The 20,861-nt window shown below is 72.2% G+C and carries 19 protein-coding genes; 12 read left to right on the forward strand and 7 right to left on the reverse strand.

What is annotated here, in order from left to right; all coding sequences use genetic code 11:
• Window position 1: 1 nt before the first annotated feature.
• Complete coding sequence (locus HD593_RS22900) at window positions 2–877, reverse strand: arylamine N-acetyltransferase family protein (protein WP_185104172.1); 876 nt, start codon at window positions 875–877, stop codon at window positions 2–4.
• 161 nt (window positions 878–1,038) lie between these two features.
• Between HD593_RS22900 and HD593_RS22905 the strand changes: the two genes are divergently transcribed.
• From HD593_RS22905 to HD593_RS22915, 3 genes are read left to right on the forward strand one after another with little or no spacing between them, the layout of a single operon-like run.
• Window positions 1,039–1,716, forward strand: coding sequence for an FkbM family methyltransferase (locus HD593_RS22905; protein ID WP_185104173.1), 678 nt, complete (start codon window positions 1,039–1,041; stop codon window positions 1,714–1,716).
• On the forward strand, window positions 1,713–2,459 hold the full coding sequence (locus tag HD593_RS22910) for an enoyl-CoA hydratase/isomerase family protein (RefSeq protein ID WP_185104174.1): 747 nt from the start codon (window positions 1,713–1,715) through the stop codon (window positions 2,457–2,459). Before HD593_RS22905 ends, HD593_RS22910 begins: the two co-directional genes overlap by 4 nt.
• 8 nt (window positions 2,460–2,467) lie before the next feature.
• Entirely contained in the window at window positions 2,468–4,033 is a 1,566-nt protein-coding gene (locus tag HD593_RS22915; RefSeq protein WP_221524902.1) for a CoA-transferase, read from the forward strand.
• Here HD593_RS22915 and HD593_RS22920 read toward each other — a convergent pair.
• Window positions 4,005–5,282 carry a kynureninase gene (locus HD593_RS22920; protein ID WP_246548375.1) on the reverse strand — a complete coding sequence of 426 codons (1,278 nt, stop codon included), beginning with the start codon at window positions 5,280–5,282 and terminating at the stop codon, window positions 4,005–4,007. The genes HD593_RS22915 and HD593_RS22920 overlap by 29 nt on opposite strands.
• Window positions 5,282–6,073, reverse strand: a complete 792-nt coding sequence (locus tag HD593_RS22925; RefSeq protein ID WP_185104175.1) for a tryptophan 2,3-dioxygenase — start codon at window positions 6,071–6,073, stop codon at window positions 5,282–5,284. The genes HD593_RS22920 and HD593_RS22925 overlap by 1 nt, the downstream gene beginning before the upstream one ends.
• Before the next feature lie 176 nt (window positions 6,074–6,249).
• Between HD593_RS22925 and HD593_RS22930 the strand changes: the two genes are divergently transcribed.
• Complete coding sequence (locus tag HD593_RS22930) at window positions 6,250–7,530, forward strand: acyltransferase family protein (RefSeq protein WP_185104176.1); 1,281 nt, start codon at window positions 6,250–6,252, stop codon at window positions 7,528–7,530.
• Between the two features lie 60 nt (window positions 7,531–7,590).
• Here HD593_RS22930 and HD593_RS22935 read toward each other — a convergent pair whose 3' ends face one another.
• The 4 genes from HD593_RS22935 to HD593_RS22950 all read right to left on the reverse strand — a co-directional run bounded on the left by HD593_RS22935 (window position 7,591) and on the right by HD593_RS22950 (window position 11,392).
• Complete coding sequence (locus HD593_RS22935) at window positions 7,591–8,049, reverse strand: DUF1579 family protein (protein ID WP_185104177.1); 459 nt, start codon at window positions 8,047–8,049, stop codon at window positions 7,591–7,593.
• A gap of 74 nt (window positions 8,050–8,123) precedes the next feature.
• A complete protein-coding gene (locus tag HD593_RS22940) occupies window positions 8,124–8,531 on the reverse strand; it encodes a DoxX family protein (protein WP_185104178.1) in 408 nt (135 codons plus the stop codon).
• A 17-nt stretch (window positions 8,532–8,548) separates the two neighbouring features.
• The gene (locus tag HD593_RS22945; protein ID WP_185104179.1) at window positions 8,549–10,015 is read right to left on the reverse strand and encodes a multicopper oxidase family protein; all 1,467 of its coding nucleotides are present in this window, start codon (window positions 10,013–10,015) and stop codon (window positions 8,549–8,551) included.
• A gap of 84 nt (window positions 10,016–10,099) precedes the next feature.
• On the reverse strand, window positions 10,100–11,392 hold the full coding sequence (locus HD593_RS22950) for an extracellular solute-binding protein (protein ID WP_185104180.1): 1,293 nt from the start codon (window positions 11,390–11,392) through the stop codon (window positions 10,100–10,102).
• A gap of 146 nt (window positions 11,393–11,538) precedes the next feature.
• Here HD593_RS22950 and HD593_RS22955 point away from each other — a divergent pair, with 146 nt between their 5' ends.
• The 8 genes from HD593_RS22955 to HD593_RS22990 are packed head-to-tail and all read left to right on the forward strand — an operon-like array spanning window position 11,539 to window position 20,853.
• A complete protein-coding gene (locus HD593_RS22955) occupies window positions 11,539–12,756 on the forward strand; it encodes an NAD(P)/FAD-dependent oxidoreductase (RefSeq protein ID WP_221524904.1) in 1,218 nt (405 codons plus the stop codon).
• Window positions 12,757–12,767: 11 nt separating this feature from the next.
• On the forward strand, window positions 12,768–14,531 hold the full coding sequence (locus tag HD593_RS22960; RefSeq protein WP_185104182.1) for a non-ribosomal peptide synthetase: 1,764 nt from the start codon (window positions 12,768–12,770) through the stop codon (window positions 14,529–14,531).
• A gap of 10 nt (window positions 14,532–14,541) precedes the next feature.
• Window positions 14,542–14,754 carry an MbtH family protein gene (locus HD593_RS22965; protein WP_185104183.1) on the forward strand — a complete coding sequence of 71 codons (213 nt, stop codon included), beginning with the start codon at window positions 14,542–14,544 and terminating at the stop codon, window positions 14,752–14,754.
• Between the two features lie 3 nt (window positions 14,755–14,757).
• On the forward strand, window positions 14,758–15,825 hold the full coding sequence (gene hppD / locus HD593_RS22970) for a 4-hydroxyphenylpyruvate dioxygenase (RefSeq protein ID WP_185104184.1): 1,068 nt from the start codon (window positions 14,758–14,760) through the stop codon (window positions 15,823–15,825).
• Window positions 15,822–17,189: a condensation domain-containing protein gene (locus HD593_RS22975; RefSeq protein WP_185104185.1), complete on the forward strand. Its 1,368-nt coding sequence runs from the start codon at window positions 15,822–15,824 to the stop codon at window positions 17,187–17,189. The genes hppD and HD593_RS22975 overlap by 4 nt, the downstream gene beginning before the upstream one ends.
• 5 nt (window positions 17,190–17,194) lie before the next feature.
• Complete coding sequence (locus HD593_RS22980; protein WP_185104186.1) at window positions 17,195–18,547, forward strand: nucleotide disphospho-sugar-binding domain-containing protein; 1,353 nt, start codon at window positions 17,195–17,197, stop codon at window positions 18,545–18,547.
• 32 nt (window positions 18,548–18,579) lie between these two features.
• Window positions 18,580–19,563, forward strand: a complete 984-nt coding sequence (gene rfbB / locus HD593_RS22985; protein ID WP_185104187.1) for a dTDP-glucose 4,6-dehydratase — start codon at window positions 18,580–18,582, stop codon at window positions 19,561–19,563.
• Window positions 19,564–19,581: 18 nt separating this feature from the next.
• Window positions 19,582–20,853 carry a class I SAM-dependent methyltransferase gene (locus HD593_RS22990; protein ID WP_185104188.1) on the forward strand — a complete coding sequence of 424 codons (1,272 nt, stop codon included), beginning with the start codon at window positions 19,582–19,584 and terminating at the stop codon, window positions 20,851–20,853.
• The last annotated feature ends 8 nt before the right edge of the window (window positions 20,854–20,861 follow it).

The following is a 20,861-nucleotide window of genomic DNA, read 5'->3' on the forward strand; positions in this document are numbered from 1 at the left end:
CTCAGGAGGCCATCGCCACCGCCGCCTTGCGCTCCTGCCAGGCCTCGTGCGCCCCGCGCACCTTCGCCCACAGCGCGGCCCGGTCCTTGGCGTTGACATCCCCCAGGTGCAGCCCGAACACCGAGGCGAGCGCGTCGTACCAGTCGGCCCGGGTGGCGAGCTCCACCTCGCTCGTCCCCTCACCGCTCACCCGCCGCAACATGCAGCCGACCAGCGCGTCCGCTCCGGTGGCGTCGCGCCGCAGCACGACGGCGGCACGCACCAGCCGCGACTCGGGCGAGGTGCACAGGTACGGATGCCACTCCACGAAGTCCACCGCCGTGGCCGGCTCGGTCTCCATGTCGAGCCCGGCGATGGACCCGCGCGGATCGTGGTCGAACCGCCACCCGCCGGGCTCCACGACCGACGCCGACAGCCGGAACTCGAACGGCCCCTGCCGGTAGGCGCCCTCGCGCAGCGGCAGCGGCTCCAGCAGCCCGTCACCGAGCCCGATGTCGACGAGCCACGACTGCCCGTCCAGGGTGACGCTCAGCGCCAGGTGCGGCGCGAAGGAGACGCCGCTCGCCGGGGCCCGCCTGCTTGCCTGGACGCCGGCGCGATGCCAGGTGACGTCGTACCCCAGGGCGGTCAGCAGCGTGGCGAACGCGCCGTTGAGCTGGACGCAGTAGCCGCCGCGCCCGCGCAGGATCCGGTCGATCGACTCGCGCGGATCCAGCGTGATCCTGCGGCCGAGCTGCACTTCCAGCGTCTCGTACGGCACCCGCTCGACGTGCGCCCGATGCAGCGCGCGCAGCGCGTCGAGCGACGGCTCGCCGGGGTCGCGGATCTCCAGCCGGTCCAGGTACGTGTTCAGGTCACGGTCATGGGGTCGCCGCATGGCTCCTCCCTCGGTCGAGTGCTTCCATCGTGCGCGGGTGAGGAGCCCGGCCGCATCTCGCGGAATGCTGCCCGTACCGCGCAATACGCAAGATGCGGCGGGATCCGGGCGTGATCGACGATGACACTGGCCTGAGCCATTCACCGGGAGGAGACGACCAGATGCGCAACCAGGTGATCGTGCGGGAGCAGGTGACCGCCCGGTGGGAGGACCACCTGCCCGGACTGCTCGGACAGGTGGGGGTGCCGGCCCAGGGCGTGGTGCAGGTGGGTGCGCACCGGGGGCAGGAGGTGGCGGCGTTCACGGCGTGCAGGTTCCGCCGCCTGGTCATGATGGAGCCGAACCTCGACCACCTGTCGGCGCTGCGCGAGCAGTTGCGCGTGCACCATCTGGCCGCGGGGCTGCCTGAGCCCGCGGACGGCCACCTGCCCCGCGTGGTGGTGGCCGCCGCGGCGGGCCGCACGCGCGGCAGGGCCACGCTGAACATCACCCCCTATGACAAGCAGTCCAGCATGCTGCCGCCGTTGCAGCCGATGGCCGTCGTGCGCCAGGTGAGCGTGCCGGTCGTCCCCGTCAGCGAGGTGCAGCACGGCTGCAACGTGCTGGTGGTGGACGCCCAGGGCGCCGAGCTGGACGTCCTGGCGGGCACCGACCTGAGCAGGCTGCGGCTGGCCGTGATCGAGGGCAGCGTGTCGGCCCGCTACAGCGGCGGCTCGACGCTGGACAGCATCGCCGCCCACATGACCGGGCACGGCTGGCGCCCGGTGGCCTCCTGGGCGCACGAGCGCCCCGGCGTCGTGGACGTGGCCTGGCTGGCACCGGAGCCGGCGGCCGCATGAGCCTGCGGCGGGAGCACGCCGACGGGGTGGCCGTGTTGCGGCTGGACCGGCCGCACGTGCGCAACGCGCTCGGCGCCGAGCTGGTGGACTCGCTCGGCGCCGCGCTCGCCGAGCTGGACGACGACCCCGGCGTGCGCGTGGCCGTGCTGACGGGCACGCCGCCGGGGTTCTGCGCGGGCTCCGACCTGAAGGAGCTGTCCCGCATGGACGGCGACGCCATGGTGCGGCACGAGGCCGCCACCGGCCGGCTCGCCAGGGACATCCGGCACCTGGGCATCCCGGTGATCGCCGCGGTCGAGGGCTTCGCCATGGGCGGCGGCTTCCTGCTGGCCACCAGCTGCGACCTCGTCGTCACGGCCGGGGACGCGCGCTGGCACCTGCCCGAGGTCGGCCTCGGCTGGGTGCCGCCGTGGGGCGTCCAGAGCCTGGTCTCCAGGGTGGGCCCCGTGACCGCCAGGCGCCTGGTGTGGGGCGAGCGCCCGCTCACCGGCGGCGAGCTGTACGCGCTGGGCGCCGCCGACGAGCTGACCGTCCCCGGGGACGCCCTGGCCCGAGCCCTGGAGGTGGCCGCCGGGCTGGCCCGGCTGCCCGCGCACGCGGTCACCTCGGCCAAGCGTGCCCTGGCCGACGCCGCCGGCGAGCACGCGGAGACCCTGGACGCGCGTACCGCCTGGATGTTCGGCGCGGATTGCGGCTCCGAGGCCGCCCGGCGGAGCCTGGCACGATTCCGTACACCAGTGTGAGGCACCCCATGATCGGAAAGGTGTGCGACGCGGCGCAGGCGGTGGCGCTCATCGGCGACCGCCAGACCGTCGCGAGCACGGGAGTCATCGGCTGGCTCACGCCCGACGCCCTGCTCGCCGCGCTCGGCGAGCGTTACCGGGCCGGCGGCGAGCCGCGGGACCTGACGTTCTACTTCCCCTGCGCGACCGGCGACGGCGTGGGCATCCGCGGCATGGACCACGTGGCGGTGAAGGGCCTGATGCGCCGCATCGTGTCGGGCTCGTTCATCAACCCGCGCCACCCGGAGACGGGCGAGCGGCCCGCGCTGACGGAGCTGATCCAGAACGATCTCGTCGAGGCCTACACCTGGCCGATGGGCGCCACCATGCACTGGCTGCGCGAGGTGGCCAGGCGCGGCCCCGGCTACCTGACGCGGGTCGGCCTCGGCACGTACGCCGACCCGCGGCACGGCGGCGGCAGGTTCACCCGCCTGGCCACCGACGACCTGGTCGAGCTGGTCGAGCTGGGCGGCCAGGAGTACCTGTGGTACCCGACCTGGCCGCTGGACGTGGGCCTGATCCGCGCGGGCAGCGCCGACCGGGACGGCAACCTGTCGTTCGAGGACCAGCCGCTGCTGTCCAGCGCGCTGGCGATCGCCCTGGCGGTCAAGGCCGGCGGCGGCACCGTGATCGCGCAGGTGTCGCGGCTGGTGGAGCCGGGGGAGCGGCCGGCGCGCGAGGTCCGCGTGCCCGGCGCGCTCGTCGACCGGGTCGTCGTGGTGCCCGGCGCGCCCACCGGCACCGGCGTCCGTGACGACCCCGGCTACCTGGGCCACGTGCCCGGCGCGGCCGCGCGCGTGCCCCGGCTGCCGGCCGGGCCCGACAAGGTCATCGCCCGCCGGGTGGCCAGGGAGGTGCGCAAGGGGGAGACCTCCATCTTCGGGTTCGGCGCCTCGTCGGACGCCGTGCTCGTCATGGCGGAGGACGGCGTGCTGGACGGCGACGGCCTCGACGACTACCTGTTCACCACCGAGCACGGCTCGTTCGGCGGCATCGTGATGAGCGGCTGGCAGTTCTCCGCGAACTACGCGCCGCGCGCGCTGCTCGACGGGCCCGCCCAGTTCGACTTCATCGACGGGGGCGGCTGCCCGTTCGCCGCGCTGGCCTTCGCGCAGCTCGACGCGCTCGGCCGGGTGAACGTCAGCCGCTTCGGCGCGGCCAACCCCGGCGCCGGCGGCTTCGTCGACATCGCGCACGGCGCCGCCCGCCTGGTCTTCGCCGGCACCATGACCACCGGCGGGCTCCGGGCGGACTGCACGGGCGGCCGCCTGCGGATCCTGGAGGAGGGGCGGGTGGCCAAGTTCGTGCCCCGGGTGGACCACGTGACGTACCGGCTGCGCGAGGGGGTCGCCGCGGGACAGTCGGCCCTGGTGGTCACCGAGCGGGCGGTCTTCGACGTCACCGCGGACGGGCTCGTGCTGGCCGAGGTCGCCCCGGGCGTGGACGTCGAGCGCGACGTGCTCGCCCACGTCGGCTTCCCCGTCAGGCGGGCCCGCGACGTCACGCTCATGGACGCCGCCCTGTTCCGCCCGTGAGGGTTCCGCCCGTGAGGGTTCCGCCCGCGTAGGTTCGGTCCGCGTGGGTTCCGCCCGTGACGCACGCTCGCGGGACAGTGCGCATCAGGTCGCGGATCTCCTCGGCCAGCAGCTCCGCGGCCCGCTCCAGCTGCTCGTCCGACAGGTAGGGCGCGGGCCCGAGCCGCAGGTAGCCGCCCCGGCTGTCCGCCTGCACGCCGCGCGCCGCGAGACCGGCACGCAGCCGCCCGGCGTACGGCGACCGCAACGCCAGGAACCCGCCGAAGTCCTCGGCCCGCCCCGTCCTGTCCCTGGTCACGAGGTGCTCGGGCACGTCCAGCGCGTCGAACCGGGCGGCCAGCAGCCCCACCTGGCGCAGCGAGACCGCCCGCAGGAACGCCGGCGTCAGCCCCTGCCCGGCGAAGAAGTCGAAGACGCGCGCGGCCCGGTAGTGACTGGTCGGATCGTAGGTGGCGCCCGCGAACCGGGGCGCGCCCGCGGGGTAGGTGACGCCGGGAGGCTGCTCGCCCGCCAGCTCGCCGAACTCCGAGAACCACCCGGTGATCACCGGCCGCAGCCGGTCGGCGTGGCCGGGCAGCCGCAGGAAACAGTTGCCCTCGCCGAGCTGCAGGTACTTGTACCCGCCGCCGACCACCCAGGCCTGCTCGATCCCCGCCGTGCCGAACGGCACCACGCCGAGCGCGTGGTAGGCGTCCACCAGCAGCTCCGTACCGGAGCGCAGGCACGCCCCGGCCAGCACGTCCAGCCCGGGCACGATCCGGGCGTCCTCGAACAGCACCGCGGACACCAGCACCGCCGCGGTGCCGCCGTCCACCGCGCCGGCCAGCCGCCCGGCGAGCGTGTCGGCCGGCCGGGCGGGCACCACCCTCACCTCCACCCCCTCCTCGGCCAGCCGGGCGAGCTGCCTGCGCAGCGTGTGGAATTCCCCGTCGGTGGTGACCAGCCTGGGGCGGCGGCGCAGGTCGAGCGCGGACAGGAAGCGCAGCACCAGGTCGTGCGTGCTGGCGCCGAGTGCCAGCTCCGCGTGCGGGTCGCCGAGGAAGCGGCGCAGCCCGTCCCTGACCCTGTCGGCCTGCTTGAACGCCAGCGGCCACTTGCCGTCGGCGTCCCTGGCGGCGTCCATGAACGCGTCGATCTGCCCGGCCAGCGCCACGTCCGGCCAGGCCTGGTGGGAGTGGCCGGTGAGCAGCAGCCGCTCGGAGACGCGGAAGCGGGAGTAGTGCGGCGCCAGCCGCGCGGACTGGTCCATCACATCGCGCTCCTGATCGCCCACAGGTCGGGGAAGCAGGGGGCCAGCGAGCTCATGAGGTAGTGGCCGCCGCTGGAGCCGCCGGTGCCGGGACGGGCGCCGATCGTCCGCTCCACCATTTTCAGGTGCCGGTAACGCCACTCCTGGATGGTCTCGTCCAGGTCCACCATGCGCTCGCAGAGCTGCGCGGCGCCCGTGTCGTCCTGGTAGACGCGCAGCAGCAGCTCCTGAAGGTCCTGCGACGGCTCCAGCTGCTCGGTCACGTCCCTGTGCAGCTTGTCCTTCGGCACCTCGTAGCCGCGCAGGTAGAGGTAGGTGAGCAGGGAGTCGTACAGGGAGGGCCTGGCCATCGCGGCCGCGATCCTGCCGTGCGCCGGGCTGCCCTCCGGCTGGCCGGCCAGGACCCGCTCGTCGCGCCGCCCGAGCACCGCCTCGATCTCCCTGAACTGCGCCGACTGGAAGCCGCTGCTGGTGCCGAGCTTGCCGCGGAACGTGGAGAACTGGCCGGGCGTCATCGTCTCCAGCACGTCCATCTGGGCCGCCGCCAGCTTCAGTATCCGCAGCAGCCGGTGCAGGGTCCGCATCGCGTGCGCGGTGAACCCGCCCGCCAGCTCCAGCTGCAGCTCCGCCATCTCGTGCAACGTCTGCTTGAACCACAGCTCGTACACCTGGTGGATGACGATGAACAACGTCTCGTCGTGGCTGTCGGAAACCGGCCGCTGCGCCCCGAGAATCTCGTCGAGCGCCAAGTACGAGGAATACGTGAGAACAGTTTTTTCCGTCATGTGCATAACGGTGCGCCCCGGATAATTCCGGCACCATGCCGCTGCGCAGCAGCTACCTGCGCGGAATCGGCCGCTTCCTGCCATTCACCCGAATTCAGCACGCCACGAGATGCGCCCGTGAAGAGCGCGGCGTGACGATGGCGCCAGGTCCCATCAACGAACGGACTGCGAGGAAGCATGCCATGACATCACCGGAAATCATCAGCAATGGCGGTGGCGGCGGAAAACGCGCGCCACGGCTCGACGGCTTGCGCGGATATCTGGCGCTCGGCGTGATCATCGTGCACGTCGCCTTCGCCGCCGGCGTCATCGGCTTCTACGACAAGCCCGCCGACACCATCTGGGCCGTCCTGGTCCAGGGCTTCAACGTGCTGCTGCCGCCCTTCTTCGTGATGTCCGGACTGCTGCTGTACCGGCCGTTCGCCAGAGCGACCATCGTCGGCACGCCCCGCCCGGCCATCAGGAGCTACCTCATCAAGCGCATGCTGCGCATCCTGCCGGCCTACTGGCTGGTGGCCGTGGCCGCCCTGCTGCTGCTCAACGCCAAGAGCGTGGACGGCCTCTGGTACGTCCTGAGCCCGCTGCTGCTCATGCACAACTACGTGCCGGGCCCCGAGCTGGGCTACGCGGGCCTCGAACCCACCTGGACCGTCCCCGCCGAGGTCACCTTCTACCTGGCGCTGCCGATCCTGGCCTGGATCTTCGACAGGTACGCCAGGAAGGCTGAGACCCCCGGCGGCAAGGCCCGCCGCCTGATCGTGCCGCTCGCCGTCTTCGTGCTCGTGGGCCTGGCCTGGACCGTCTACACCCACCTGGAGTTCATGGGCCCGTTCCCGTACGAGTACTTCTGGGTGATCGGCTTCACCGGCTTCCTGGCCATCGGCATGGGGCTGGCGATCCTGGCCGCGTACGCGGAGGCCACCGGCACCACGCCGCGCCTCTGGCGCGCGGCTCAGCGCCGCCCGCTGCTGTTCTGGGCCGGCGCGCTGGTGGTGTACGTGATCAACTGCATCAGGCCGTTCGGCAAGCCCGGCATGGCCGACTACGCGACGGTGCCGGAGGCGCTGGCGGAGATGGTGCTGTTCCTCGTCTTCGCGCTGCTGATCATCGCTCCGGTCGTCATCCCCGGCGTGCGCTCGGCGTTCATCGACGCCGTGCTCACCAACCGGCCGATGCGCTTCTTCGGGCGCATCTCCTACGGCGTCTACCTGTGGCACTTCGTCCTGCAGTACCTGTGGCTGCAGAACGGCAGCATCTTCGGCGCCGCGCCGCTGCCGATGCCGGCGGTGATGGGCAAGGCCGGCTTCTGGGAGCTGCTCGCCGTGGTGCTGGTGGGCACCGTGATCATCGCCACGATCAGCTACTACCTGGTCGAGCTGCCCGCGATGCGGCTGCGCGAGCGGCTGGTCTCCTCCGGCCGCCGGCAGGCCGTGCAGGAGGACAGGCCGAAGGTCCCCGCCTAGGGGGCGTGGCACACGGAAGTGGCGGCGGGCCCGGCCCGCCGCCACTTCTCGCGTGTGCGATCAGCCCACCTTGGTCATCGTGGCCTCGTAGCCGCCGCCCGGCCAGGCCCAGCGGCCCGAGATGGTGGTGCCGTCCGCGCTGAACGCGCCGGTGAAGCCGGCGGGGGAGCCCTCGTCGCCGAACCAGATGCTGAGGTCGCCGTCCTGGAGCTTCCAGGTGTAGGTGAAGGCGTTGCCCGTGCTGTCGAAGTACCGCGAGCGCAGCGCCTGGGTCTCGGCCTCGTAGCCGATGTACTCCACGCCCTTCATCGTGCCGTGCCCGTGGTCCATCTCGTGGTGCTGGACGAGGAAGAAGCCGCCCTCCATCCACTCGAAGGCCAGCCGCCCGCCCAGGGGGTCGCCGGAGTTGAGGTCCTTGCCGGTCATCTCCCAGGTGCCGACGAGCGGCTCCAGGGTCTTGAGCGCGGGGTCGGGAGTGGGGATCTGGTTCTGCGGGTTCTCGGTGACGGTCTCGGTCATGTCTCCTCCAGAGACATCTCGGGTCGGACAGGCCGACGCCCGGTACGCCGCGTCGCGTACCGGGCGTCACGAGCTCACTTGGCGCCGAAGAACGCCTTGACGCGGGACCAGCGGCCCCAGACGACCAGGCCGGCGACGACGAGCAGGACGGCCTCGATGATCGGCGGGCCGCCGAGGACGAACGCGTTGGTGCCGGCCGCGCACACCAGCAGCCCGACGAGGCCGAGGGCGGCGACGCCGGTCAGGCGCGGGATCAGCAGGCCGATCGCGCCGGCGATCTCGATGACGGCGACCACGTACCTGAACCACTGACCGGCGCCGATGGCCTCGAACATGCCGACCATCGTGGGCTCGCCGATCAGCTTCAGTACGCCGCCCAGCCCGATCTGGTACGCCAGGAGAACCTGGGCGACCCAGAGGGCGATGTTCTTGCCGCGGCCCGTCTTCTTGGGCGTCGCGGTGATGCTTTCTGTGGTGCTCATCCAGTCCTCCTTGAGAACTAATTGACGATCTCCATCTGGCCCATCATTCCGAGGGCGGAGTGCTCCAGCATGTGGCAGTGATACACGTATCGGCCCAGGTGAGAGCCGATGTCGACCTGTAGGCGAACGGTCTCGCCCGGCTGGATGAGTACGGTGTCCTTCCAGCCGCCCTCACCCGGAAGCGGCGGCTTGCCGTCCCGGGACAGGAGCAGGAAGTGCGAGAGGTGGGTGTGGAAGTTGTGCGGGACGCCGAACCCGGACCCGCCGACGTTCGTGTCGCTGTTGGTGACCTCCCAGATCTCGGTGGTCCCCCGCTTGACCTGCATGTCCACCCTGGCCGGGTCGAACACCCGATCGTTGATCAGCGCCCTGATGTTGACCGGGTCCAGGCTGAGCACGAGCTTGCGGTCCTGGACGGCCGTCGGCATCGGGGCCAGTGGGCGGAGCTGCGCGGGCACCCGGCTGCGGTCGGCCGCCGCGCGTACGACGTCGAAGCGCAGCACCGCGCCCGCCACGTCGTTGAGCGTCACGTGGCCGCCCAGCGGGACCCCGGCGAAGTCGACGACGATGTCGGCGCGCTCGCCCGACGACAGCACCAGCCTGTCCACCGGGACCGGCGCGGGCAGCAGACCGGCGTCGGTGGCGATCTGCGTCATCCGCGCGCCGTCGAGCGTCAGCTCGAAGACGCGGTGGGTGGAGCCGTTGAGCAGGCGTAGGCGGTACTTGCGCGCGGCCACCTCGAAGTAGGGCTGCGGCTTGCCGTTGGCCAGCAGCGTCGGGCGGTTGTAGGGGTCGGCGGGGTCGAAGACCAGGTTCCCGGCGTCGTCGAACAGCGCGTCCCGCAGCATGATCGGCACGTCGTAGGAGCCCGACGGCAGGCCGAGCCGCCGCTCGTCCTCGTCGTCGATGAGGTAGAACCCGTGCAGGCCGCGGTAGACGTTCTCGGCCTCCAGATGGTGCGCGTGGTCGTGGTACCAGAGGGTCGCGCCCGGCTGGGCGTTCGGGTACAGATACGCCCTGCCCGAGCCCGGCGTGATCACGTCCGTCGGGTAGCCGTCGTACGCGGCGGCCACGCGCCCGCCGTGCAGGTGCACGTTGGTCTCGTGGCCGAGCTTGTTGTCGAAGGTGATCAGCGTCCTGCGGCCGCGCCTGGCGCGGATGGTGGGCCCGCAGAAGGAGCCGCCGTAGGTGAGCACGGGCGTGCTCAGTCCCGGCAGGATCTGGGCCGTCGCCGGCTGCACGGCCAGCCGGTAGATGTCGGTGTCGGAGGTGCGCACCGACGGGATGCGGGTGGCGGGCACCGGCATCTTGACGGAGAAGGGGGTGACGGCCGGGCCCGACCTGACCGCGGGCACCCGGCCCGCGTGGTCGTGCACGTGGAGGTGCTGCGGCGTTCGCCGCGTGTCCCCGGACTGGACGAACGGGGCCAGCGCGACGCCTCCCGTCAGCCCGCCGAGAACGAGTAAGCGCCGTCGGCTCAACATGGCTGAACTCCTATCGCCAGCTCCGAGGGTGGCATCGCACCCCGGAGCGGTCATCTTCCGTATTGCTCACTTGACGCGTAGTGCTCACTTGACGGCCAGCCGGCGCGGCGTCAGCCCGCGGGCGCAGTCGTCGTTGTGGGCGTCGAGCAGGCGCTGCGCCGAGACCGTCGCCGCGGCCAGCCGCGTGCCCGGGTCGGCGCCGCGCAGGACGCCGGCCATGGCGTCCGTCAGCCGGTCCTGGATCCCGGCGAGGTCGCCGGCGATCGCGCCGAGCGCGGCGGGCGAGCCGTCGGCCGCGCGGAGCTGGTCGGTGGCCGCCCGGTGGATCGGGTGCCGGTCGTACCAGCCCTCCCGCTCCAGCAGCTCGACCGAGGCGCCGGTGACCGGCAGGAACCCGGCGGCGCGGTGCCATCCGGCCACGTTGCGGGCGTCGAGCAGGTACTGCAGGAACGCCAGCGCGCCGTCCGCCCTGTCGCGGGGCAGCCCGGCGGTGAGCCAGAACGCCTGGCCCGAGACCAGGTGCCCGGCGCGCGGCGCCGCCTCGTTGTACGGCAGCGGGCAGGCCACCGCCTCGAAGCCCGCCTCGGAACAGGCCCGCGCGACCATCCCGGCGACGACGGAGGAGGCGATGGTGAAGGCCGCCCGCTGCTCGGTGAAGGCCCGCAGCGTGCCGCCCCAGTCCTCCGGCGTACCCGTGTCCAGGTAGTGGCCCCGCTCGTGCAGGCCCTGCCACCAGGTGGCGTAGGCCAGCAGCTCCGCGGAGTCGAGCGTCACCTTCTCCGCGCGCCCCGACCTGCCGTTGTCGTGGTCGGTCAGCAGCCCGCCCTGGCCGGCCACGGCCTGCTGGATCAGCCAGCCGTGGTTGGCCCAGGTGGCGGGCGAGCCGGTGGCGGCGCAGGCCGACTCCAGCTCGCCCCAGGTCCGCGGCATCGCGGTGACGCCCGCGGCCTCCAGCATGGCGGTGTTGCCCAGCAGCACCGCCGTGGTGGCGGTCATCGGCGCGGCGGCCAGCTCGCCCGCGTAGGTGTAGTAGCCGCGTACGGCGGGCTCCAGGTCGCCGAGGACGACGCGCTCGCCGAGGATCTCGCCGCGGCCGGCGACGGCCCGCTCGATCGGCACGAACAGCGGCTCGCCCGACGGCCCCCGCGTGTCCAGGGCGAGCCGGGTCGCGGTGGCGTAGTACTCGGCGAGGTCCGGGGGCCGGCCCTGCCCGGCGGCCCTGGCCACCTCGGCGGGCAGCTCGCGGAAGCCGTACCCGGTGACCTCGATCCGGTAGCCCGGGTGGGCGGCCTCGAAACCGGCGGCCAGCTTCTTGATCGGATCCAGGTAGCCCGGCAGCGGATGCTCCGCGAGCCAGACGTTGACGACCGTTGTCATCGCCTCATCATGAACACGCGCCCGCGCCCGCACATCTCGTGACGTGCGCTGTTTCGCGAGGCCACACAGCAATTCAGAGGATGAGTGATCCAACAGCGAGATGTGACCCTGGCTCCGAGTCGCATGGCGGCGAATGGAGGAGCACGGTGATCAGTACCCATGACGAGTTCGATGTTGTCGTGATCGGTGGCGGCCCCGGCGGATCGAGCACGGCCGGACTGCTGGCCAAACGTAACCATCGCGTGCTGGTGCTCGAACGCGAGAAGTTCCCCCGCTACCACATCGGCGAGTCGCTGATCACGGGGTCCATGCCCACGCTGGAGGAGCTGGGCCTGCGCTCGCGGCTCGACCAGATGGGCTTCGTCAAGAAGTACGGCGGCACGCTGCTGTGGGGCAAGAACCAGGGCACCTGGGACTTCCGTTTCGCCGAGGCGGCCAACTATGAGCACACCTACCAGGTGCGGCGGGCCGACTTCGACGCCGTCCTGCTGGCCAGGGCCAGGGAGCTGGGCGCGACGGTGCTGGAAGAGGCCACCGTCAAGCACTTCCTGTTCGAGGGCGACCGCATCTGCGGCGTCACGTACACGGTCAAGGGCGACCAGGAGCCGCGTACGGCACGCTGCCGCGTGCTGGTGGACGCCTCGGGGCAGCAGCACGTGCTGGCCCGCCACTTCGACCTGGTCGAGTGGCACGACGACCTGCGCAACATCGCCGTCTGGTCCTACTTCCAGGGCTGCAAGCGCTACGGCGGCACCCGGGCCGGCGACACGGTCACCGAGAACAGGCCGAACGGCTGGTTCTGGTTCATCCCGCTGCACGACGGCACGGTGAGCGTCGGCTACGTCACCCCGATCGACGAGTACAAGAAGTCGGGCAAGAGCCTGGAGGAGCTGTTCGCCTCGGAGCTGGCCGCCTCCGAGGAGGTCAGGGCGCTGACCGAGGGCGCCACCCGGGCCAGCGCCTTCCGCAGCATCCGCGACTGGTCCTACACCTGCAAGAGCTTCCACGGCCCCGGCTGGGCCCTGGTGGGCGACGCGGCGGCCTTCATCGACCCGCTGCTGTCCACGGGCGTCGGCCTGGCGCTGCGCGGCTCGCTCGGGCTGGCCAACGCGCTGGACGCCGCCCTGCGCGACCCGTCCTGCGAGGAGCAGGTGCTGGCGCGCTACGAGAAGGACTACCGCACCTTCCTGAACTCCCTGCTGGCCTTCGTGCGCTTCTTCTACGACCGCACCCGCCACAAGGAGGAGTACTGGGAGAAGGCTCAGGAGCTGCTCGACCCGCGCAGGCTGCGCCCGCGGAAGATCGACTTCGCGACGATGCTCTCCGGCGTCTCGGGCGTCCACGACATCTTCCACACCGACTGACGGAGTGCCTGATGGTGCCGACATCTGTTCATGGACACCTCGCCGAGCAGGCGGCCCGCACGCCGGACACGATCGCCGTGTCCGACGGCACCGCCACCCTGACCTACCGGGAGCTCGACGAGCGGGCCAACCGCCTGGCCCACCGCCTGCGCGGCCTCGGCGTGGGGCCGGAGACGCCGGTCGCGGTCCTGATGGAGCGCTCGGCCGAGCTCGTCGTGGCGCTGCTCGGGATCCTCAAGGCGGGCGGCTGCTACCTGCCCGTGCACAGCGCCTACCCGCCCGACCGGCAGCAGTGGATCATCGACTCGTCGGGCACGCCCGTGCTGCTCGCCGACCGCGCCAAGGCCGGCGCCGGCCTGCCGTCCGCGCCCCGGACGCTCGTCCTGGACGAGCCCGCCGAGCGGGCGGAGACGGACGCGCGGCCGTCCTCGGTGCCTGCCGGCACCACCGAGCCGGACAACCTGGCCTACGTCATCTACACCTCCGGCTCGACCGGGCGCCCCAAGGGCGTGGCCGTCACCCACGGGGACGTGCTCGGCCTGGCGCTCGACCCGTGCTGGGACACCGGCAACCACGAGCGCGTGCTCATGGTCGCCCCGTACGCGTTCAACGTCTCGACGTACGAGCTGTGGGTGCCGCTGCTGCACGGCGGCCGGATCGTCGTGGCGCCGCCCGGCGAGCTGGAGCTGGCCGGGCTGAAGGAGCTGGTGACCCGCGAGGAGATCACCGCCCTGCACCTGACCGCCGGGCTCTTCCGCGTCGTGGCGGAGGAGGGCCCCGGCTGGCTGGCCGGCGTGCGCGAGGTGCTCACCGGCGGCGACGTGATCGTCCCGTCGGCGGTCAGGCAGGTGCACGCCGCCTGCCCGGACACGGTGGTCCGCGCCATGTACGGCGCCACGGAGGCCACCCTGTTCTCCACGACCGCCGAGCTGCGCGCGGGCGCCCCGCTCGACACGAGCGTGCCGGTCGGCGGGCCGATGGAGGAGGTCAGGCTGTACGTCCTCGACGACCGCCTGAGCCCCGTCCCCGGCGACCTGGAGGGCGAGCTCTACATCGGCGGCAGGGGCGTGGCCCGCGGCTACTTCGGCCGGGCCGACCTGACCGCGGAGCGCTTCGTCGCCGACCCGTTCGCCGGCTCCGGCGGGCGCATGTACCGGACCGGCGACCTGGTCAGGCGGAACGGCGACGGGCAGCTCGAGTTCATCGGGCGGGCCGGCGACCAGGTGAAGATCCTGGGCTTCCGCGTGGAGCTGGCCGAGGTCGAGGCCGCGGTCGCGAGCTTCCCCGGCCTCGCCCACGCCGCCGTGGTCGCGCGCGAGCTGCGCGAGGGCGAGAAACGCCTGGTCGCCTACGTCGTGCCGGCCGGCGAGCCGCCCGCCGTGGGCACGCTGCGCGCGCACGTCAAGACGATGCTGCCCGACTACATGGTGCCCGCGGCGTTCGTGCTGCTGGACGCGCTGCCGCTGACCGCCAACGGCAAGGTGGACCGCGCGTCGCTGCCCGACCCCGAGCCGGACACCGAGACCGCCTACCGGCCGCCGCTCAACGCCCGCCAGGAGGTCCTGTGCTCGGTGTTCGCCGACGTGTTCGGCGTCGAGCGGATCGGCATCGACGACAGCATCTTCGACCTCGACGTGCAGTCGCTGCTGGCGATGCGGCTGGTCAACCGCATCACCACGACGCTGGACGTCGAGCTCACCATCGGGGACCTGTTCGACGCCCCCACCGTGGCCAGCCTGGACGAATGGCTCGAGTCCGCCGTGACCGGCCAGTGAGAGAGCTGAGATGGACAATCCTTTCGACGACCAGGACACGACCTTCCGCGTGCTGGTCAACCACGAGGGCCAGCACTGCCTGTGGCCGGCGTTCGCCGACGTGCCCGACGGCTGGGAGAGCGCGTACGGCCCGGCGGGCCGCCAGACCTGCGTCGAGTACGTCACGGCGCACTGGACCGACCTGCGCCCGCGCAGCCTCGTCGCCCGGATGGAGGCGAGCTAGGCCATGACCGGCGACGACCTGCGCCTGGACCACATCACCTTCTACGTCACCGACCTGGCGGCGGAGGCGGACCGGCTGCGCCGCGGCTACGGCCTCGAACCCTACGCCGAGTCCACCGCCTGGGGCTGCCGCTCCGTGGCCGTGGGCGCCGGCCTGGTCAGGTTCGTGCTCACCCAGCCCACTACCGGGGACCACCCGGGCGCCGCCTACCTCGGCACTCACGGCGACGGCGTGGCCGACGTCGCGCTCGGCGTCGCGGACGCGACCGCCGCCTTCAGAGCCGCGGTCAACCGGGGCGCCCGCCCGGTGTCCCCGCCGTGCGCCCGCGACGGCTTCGTCACCGCCACCGTCCAGGGCGTCGGCGACCTGGCGCACACGTTCGTGCAGCGCCCCGAGGGCCTGGACGAGCGGGCGCTGCCCGGCTTCACACCCACACCCGCGACGGCGGGCGGGCTCGACGCGGGCCTGGCCGAGGTGGACCACCTGGCCGTGTGCGTGCCGTCCGGCGAGCTGGGCGCCACCGTGGACTTCTACCGGCACGTCCTGGACTTCCAGCTCATCTTCTCCGAGCGCATCACCGTCGGCGACCAGGCCATGACGACCGAGGTCGTCAAGAGCGGGTCGGTGACGCTCACGCTCATCGAGCCGGACGCCTCCAAGGAGCCCGGCCACATCGACGAGTTCCTCGCCGCCCACGGCGGCGCGGGCGTGCAGCACCTGGCGATGAGCACCGTCGACATCACCGCCGCCGTGGACACGACCGGCGCCGGGGGAGTGGAGTTCCTGCCCACCCCCGCCACCTACTACGACCTGCTCCCCGACCGGGTGGGGCGGGTCAAGTACCCGCTGCGGGAGCTGCGGCGGCGCAGCATCCTCGTGGACGAGGACCACGACGGCCAGCTCTACCAGATCTTCGCCCGCTCCGCGCACCCGCGCGGCACCTTCTTCTTCGAGCTCATCGAGCGGCTGGGAGCCCGCTCCTTCGGCAGCGGCAACATCGCCGCGCTCTACCAGGCCGTGGAGCTCCAGCGCGCCAACCACCGCGACGCCCGTACGGAGGCGGCAGCATGACCACTTCCCTGTCCACCTCGGCACCTCCCACGACCCACCACCCGCTGTCGTTCACGCAGCAGTTCCTGCGCCTGTTCGACCAGGGTGACGGCCAGGGGCCCTTCAGCGCCCGCTACAACATCGTCGTGGGCTGGCGGGTCCGCGGCCGGCTCGACGTGGAGACGCTGCACCGGGCGATCAACGAGGTCGCCGCCAAGCACGACTCGCTCAACGCCACGATCACCCGGGGCGACGGCGTGGCCCACCAGACGATCCAGCCGCCCTCGCCCGCCCGGCTGCTGGTCGTCGACCTGCCGCGGGCGGCGCAGGAGTACCGGGGGCGCAAGGCCGAGGAGCTGCTGACCGAGATCGAGTCCGGCTCCTACAGCCTCCAGGAGCTGCCGCACCTGCGCGCGGTCCTGGGCCGCTTCGACGACGAGGACGCGGTGCTCGCGCTGATCGTGCACCACACCGCGGGCGACGGCTGGTCCATGCAGCTGCTCATCCGCGACATCGTCACCTGCTACGCCCGCCTGCGCGGCCACGACGTGCCCGAACAGCCGGTCGCGCGGCCGTACCACGAGTACGCCGCCTGGCAGCAGGAGAACGCCGGCTCCAAGGCCGCCGTGGCCGCCCGCGGCTACTGGCGCGAGAAGCTGCGCGGGGCGCGCATGCTGTCGGTCAGGACCGACCACGCCAGGTCGGAGGGGCTGGGCAAGGTCTGCCCGGTATACCGGTTCACGCTGACCAAGGAGCTGTCGGAGGAGGCGCTGGCGTTCGCCAAGCGCAACCGCAGCTCCCCCTTCATGGTGCTGCTGGCCGCCTACAACGTGCTGCTGCAGCGCCTCACCGGCGCCACCGACCTGGTCGTCCCGGCCATCACCTCCGGCCGGGGGCAGCCGGAGTTCCACGAGACCGTCGGGCCGTTCTTCAACTTCCTGCCGCTGCGCACCGACCTCACCGGCTGCGAGACCTTCCGCCAGGTGGTCGACAGGACCAGGGGCACCTGCGTCGAGGCGTACGCGCGGGAGATCCCGTTCCTGCAGATCGCCGCCGAGTCGCCGGAGCTGATGGCCGAGGCGGCGCTGGACGACAGGGCGCTGTGCGCACTGCAGGTCTGGCAGTTCGCCACCGTCATGGAGGGCGAGCGGATCGGCGACCTGGCGGTCGAGGAGGTGCGCGGGCGGCTGTTCTCCCAGCCCAACGGCACCGACATCCCCGACGGCGCGCTGCTCACGTTCGACATCGACCCGTCGGGCGAGATCTACGGCAACTTCGCCTACAACAGCAACCTGTTCACCGAGAGCTCGATCATGTCGATGGTGGCGGAACTGTCCGGCATCCTCCGGTACGGCGTCGCCGCGCCCGACTCGCCGATGGAGTGATCGCGATGCGCGTGATGTTCACCGTCTTCCCCGCGCCGGCCCACTTCCTGCCCGTCGTGCCGTACGCGTGGGCGCTGCAGGCGGCCGGGCACCAGGTCTGCGTGGCCGCGCCGCCGGGCATCGCGACGGGGGTGGCCGTGCCGGACTTCCACCGGGCGGTCACCGCCGCCGGGCTGACGGCGGTGTCGTGCGGCGAGCCCGAGCGGCTGTCGGTGCACGACCGCGGGTACCCGGGCTTCGCCGGCCTCATCCCCACGATCGAGGAGAGCGAGCGGCTGGTGGCCGCGCTCGGGATCAGCGAGGCGGAACGCGCGCCCTGGGATGTCTTCCACCACTTCGCGCTGCTCACCATGCGCAACTACCACCCGCCCGTGCCGCGGCAGGACATCACGGCCGTCGTCGAGTTCGCCCGCGAGTGGCAGCCCGACCTGGTGCTGTGGGACCCGTGGTTCCCCTGCGGCGCGGTGGCGGCCCGCGCCTGCGGCGCCGCGCACGCCCGCGTCCTGCACTCGCCCGACTACACCGCCTGGGCCACCGCGAAGTTCGCCGGAACGGGCGAGCGCAACCCTCTCGTGGGGGTCATCGAGCCGCTGGCGCGGCAGTACGGCCAGCAGGTCGACGAGGAACTGCTGCTCGGCCACTGGACCGTGGACCCGTTCCCGGCCGGCATGCGCCTGCCCACCGGCGTCGAACGGCTCCCCGTCAGGTACGTGCCCTACACCGGCGGCGGCCTCATGGAGGACTGGCTGCGCAGGCCACCGTCCAGGCCCCGGGTCGCGCTGTCGCTCGGCGTGTCCATGCGCTCGTTCTTCAAGGGCGACTGGGGCCGCCTGGCCAAGCTGATGGAGGCCGTGGGCGGCCTGGACATCGAGGTGATCGCCACGCTCGACGCCAACCAGCTCCTCGACCTGCGCGAACCGCCGCCGGACAACGTGCGCGTGCTGGAGTACGTGCCGCTCGACCAGCTCCTGCCGACCTGCTCGGCGATCATCCATCACGGCTCCATCGGCACGTTCGTGGCGGCGTCCGCCGCCGGGGTGCCCCAGCTCATCTGCGACACCGACGAGCCGAGCCGCATCACCGGCACGCCCGTCGAGGGCGGGATCGACTGGGACCTGAAGTGCCAGAAGCAGCTCACGGCGGGCCGCACGTCCCGGTACGTGACCGAGCGCGGCGCGGGCGTCCGACTGAACCACCAGACGCAGTCCGCCTCGGACATCCGCGAGGAGCTGCGGCGCGTGCTCGGCGACCCCTCCTTCCAGAAGGGCGCGCAGGGCATCCACGAGGACTGGCTGGCCACGCCCAGCCCCACCGACATCGTCGCCGGCCTGGAGCGGCTGACCGCCGCCGCCAGGTGAGCGCGACTTCCCCTTCCCAGAGGAGACCAACAGTGCGGATCCTGGTCACCGGTGGTGCCGGTTTCATCGGCTCGGAGTTCGTCAGAGCGACGCTGCGCGACGCGCCGGGCACCCGGGTCACCGTCCTGGACAAGCTCACCTACTCCGGCAACCTGGCCAACCTCGACCCCGTCGCCGGCCACCCCGGCCTGCGCTTCGTGCACGGCGACACCGCCGACCCGCTCGTGGTCGACGAGGTGACGGCGGGGCAGGACGCGATCGTGCACTTCGCCGCCGAGACGCACGTCGACAGGTCGATCATCAGCGCCACCGACTTCGTGCGCACCAACGTGCTCGGCACCCAGACGCTGCTGGAGGCGGCGCTGCGGCACGGCGTCGGCCGGTTCGTGCACGTCTCGACCGACGAGGTGTACGGCTCCATCGAGCGCGGCTCGTGGACCGAGGAGTCGCCGCTGGCGCCCAACGTGCCCTACGCGGCCTCCAAGGCGGGCTCCGACCTGCTGGCGCTGGCCTTCCACCGGACGCTCGGCCTGGACGTGGTGGTCACCAGGTGCACCAACAACTACGGCCAGTACCAGTTCCCGGAGAAAGTGATCCCGCTGTTCGTCACCAACCTCCTGGAAGGCCGCCCGGTGCCGCTGTACGGCGACGGCGACAACCGGCGCGACTGGCTGCACGTCTCCGACCACTGCCGCGCCATCCGCCTGGTGCTCGAACGCGGGCGCGCCGGCGAGGTCTACCACATCGGCGGCGGCTGCGAGCTGACCAACCTGGAGCTGACCGCCCTGCTGCTCGACGCGTGCGGCGCGGACTGGGACCTGGTCCAGCACGTGCCCGACCGCCCCGGCCACGACCTGCGCTACTCCCTGGACATCTCCAAGATCCAGCGGGAGCTGGGCTACGCGCCCGCGGTCGCGTTCGCCGACGGGCTGGCCGCGACCGTCGAGTGGTACAGGAACAACCGGTCCTGGTGGGAGCCGCTGAAGCACCGCGAGCTCGCGGCCGCCATCCGCTGAAGATCACTAGGAGTAGTCATGCAGGACATCGTCCGACGGCTCGACACCTGCCGGGTCTGCGGCGGGGACGACTGGCTGGAGGTCACCTCCTTCGGCTCGGTGCCGCTCGCCAACGGCTTCCTCGACCCCGCCGACGTGCCCGCCCACGAGCCCGCCTACCCGGTGGACGTGATCGTGTGCCGCGGCTGCAGGCTCATGGCCATCAGACATGTGATCCGCCCCGACGTGCTGTTCCGCCACTACGTGTACGTCACCTCCGAGTCCGACCAGATGACCGGCCACATGCGCCGCATCGTCGGGTGGTGCGACCGCCGCGCCGGCCTCGCCCCCGGCGACCTGGTGGTGGAGCTCGGCAGCAACGTCGGCCTCCAGCTCGCCCTGTTCCAGGAGCGCGGGCAGCGGGTGGTGGGCGTGGACCCGGCCGAGAACCTGGCCAAGATCGCCAACGCCCGCGGCGTCAGGACGCTGCCCGAGTTCTTCGGCGGCGACCAGGGCAGGCGCGTGGCGGCCGAGCTCGGCCAGGCCAAGCTGGTCCTGGGCCGCCAGTGCTTCGCGCACATCGACGACGTGCACAACGTGCTCGACGGGGCGACCGCGGTGCTGGCGCCGGACGGCGTGCTGGCCATCGAAGTGCCCTACCTGGTGGACCTGCTGCAGGAGAACCAGTTCGACACCATCTACCACGAGCACCTGTCGTACTACTCGGTCCACACGCTGGGCCGCCTGTTCGAGTCGCACGGCCTGCGGCTGGTCGACGTCGAGCGCGCCGCCGTGCACGGCGGCTCCGTCGTGGTCTTCGCGGCCAGGGCCGAGGCCGGGCGCGAGCCAGCACCGGCCGTGGCGCAGCTCCACTCGCTGGAGCGGCAGCTCGGCCTGCTGGACGACGAGGTCTACCTGGACTTCGGCGCCCGTGCCCACGACGTGATCGCCCAGGTACGCGACCTGGTACGCGGCCTGGCCGCCGACGGCAAGGTCGTCGCCGGGTACGGCGCGCCGTCCAAGGGCACCACGCTGCTGCAGTTCTGCGGCCTCGGGCCCGCCGAGCTGCTGTTCTGCAGCGACACGACCAGCCTCAAGCACGGCAAGCTGCTGCCGGGCACCCACATCCCGGTGCGCTCCCCCGAGCAGGCGCGCGCCGAGGAGCCCGACTACTACCTCCTGCTGGCGTGGAACTACGCCGCGGAGATCCTGTCGAAGGAGGAGGACTTCCTGCGGCGGGGCGGGCGGTTCATCATCCCCATCCCGCAGCCGAGAGTCGTCGCGGCAGAGCCCGCCGCCGCCGTGGCCTGAAGGAGCCT

It is taken from the genome of Nonomuraea rubra (genome assembly GCF_014207985.1).
In the GTDB taxonomy this organism is placed as follows: domain Bacteria; phylum Actinomycetota; class Actinomycetes; order Streptosporangiales; family Streptosporangiaceae; genus Nonomuraea; species Nonomuraea rubra.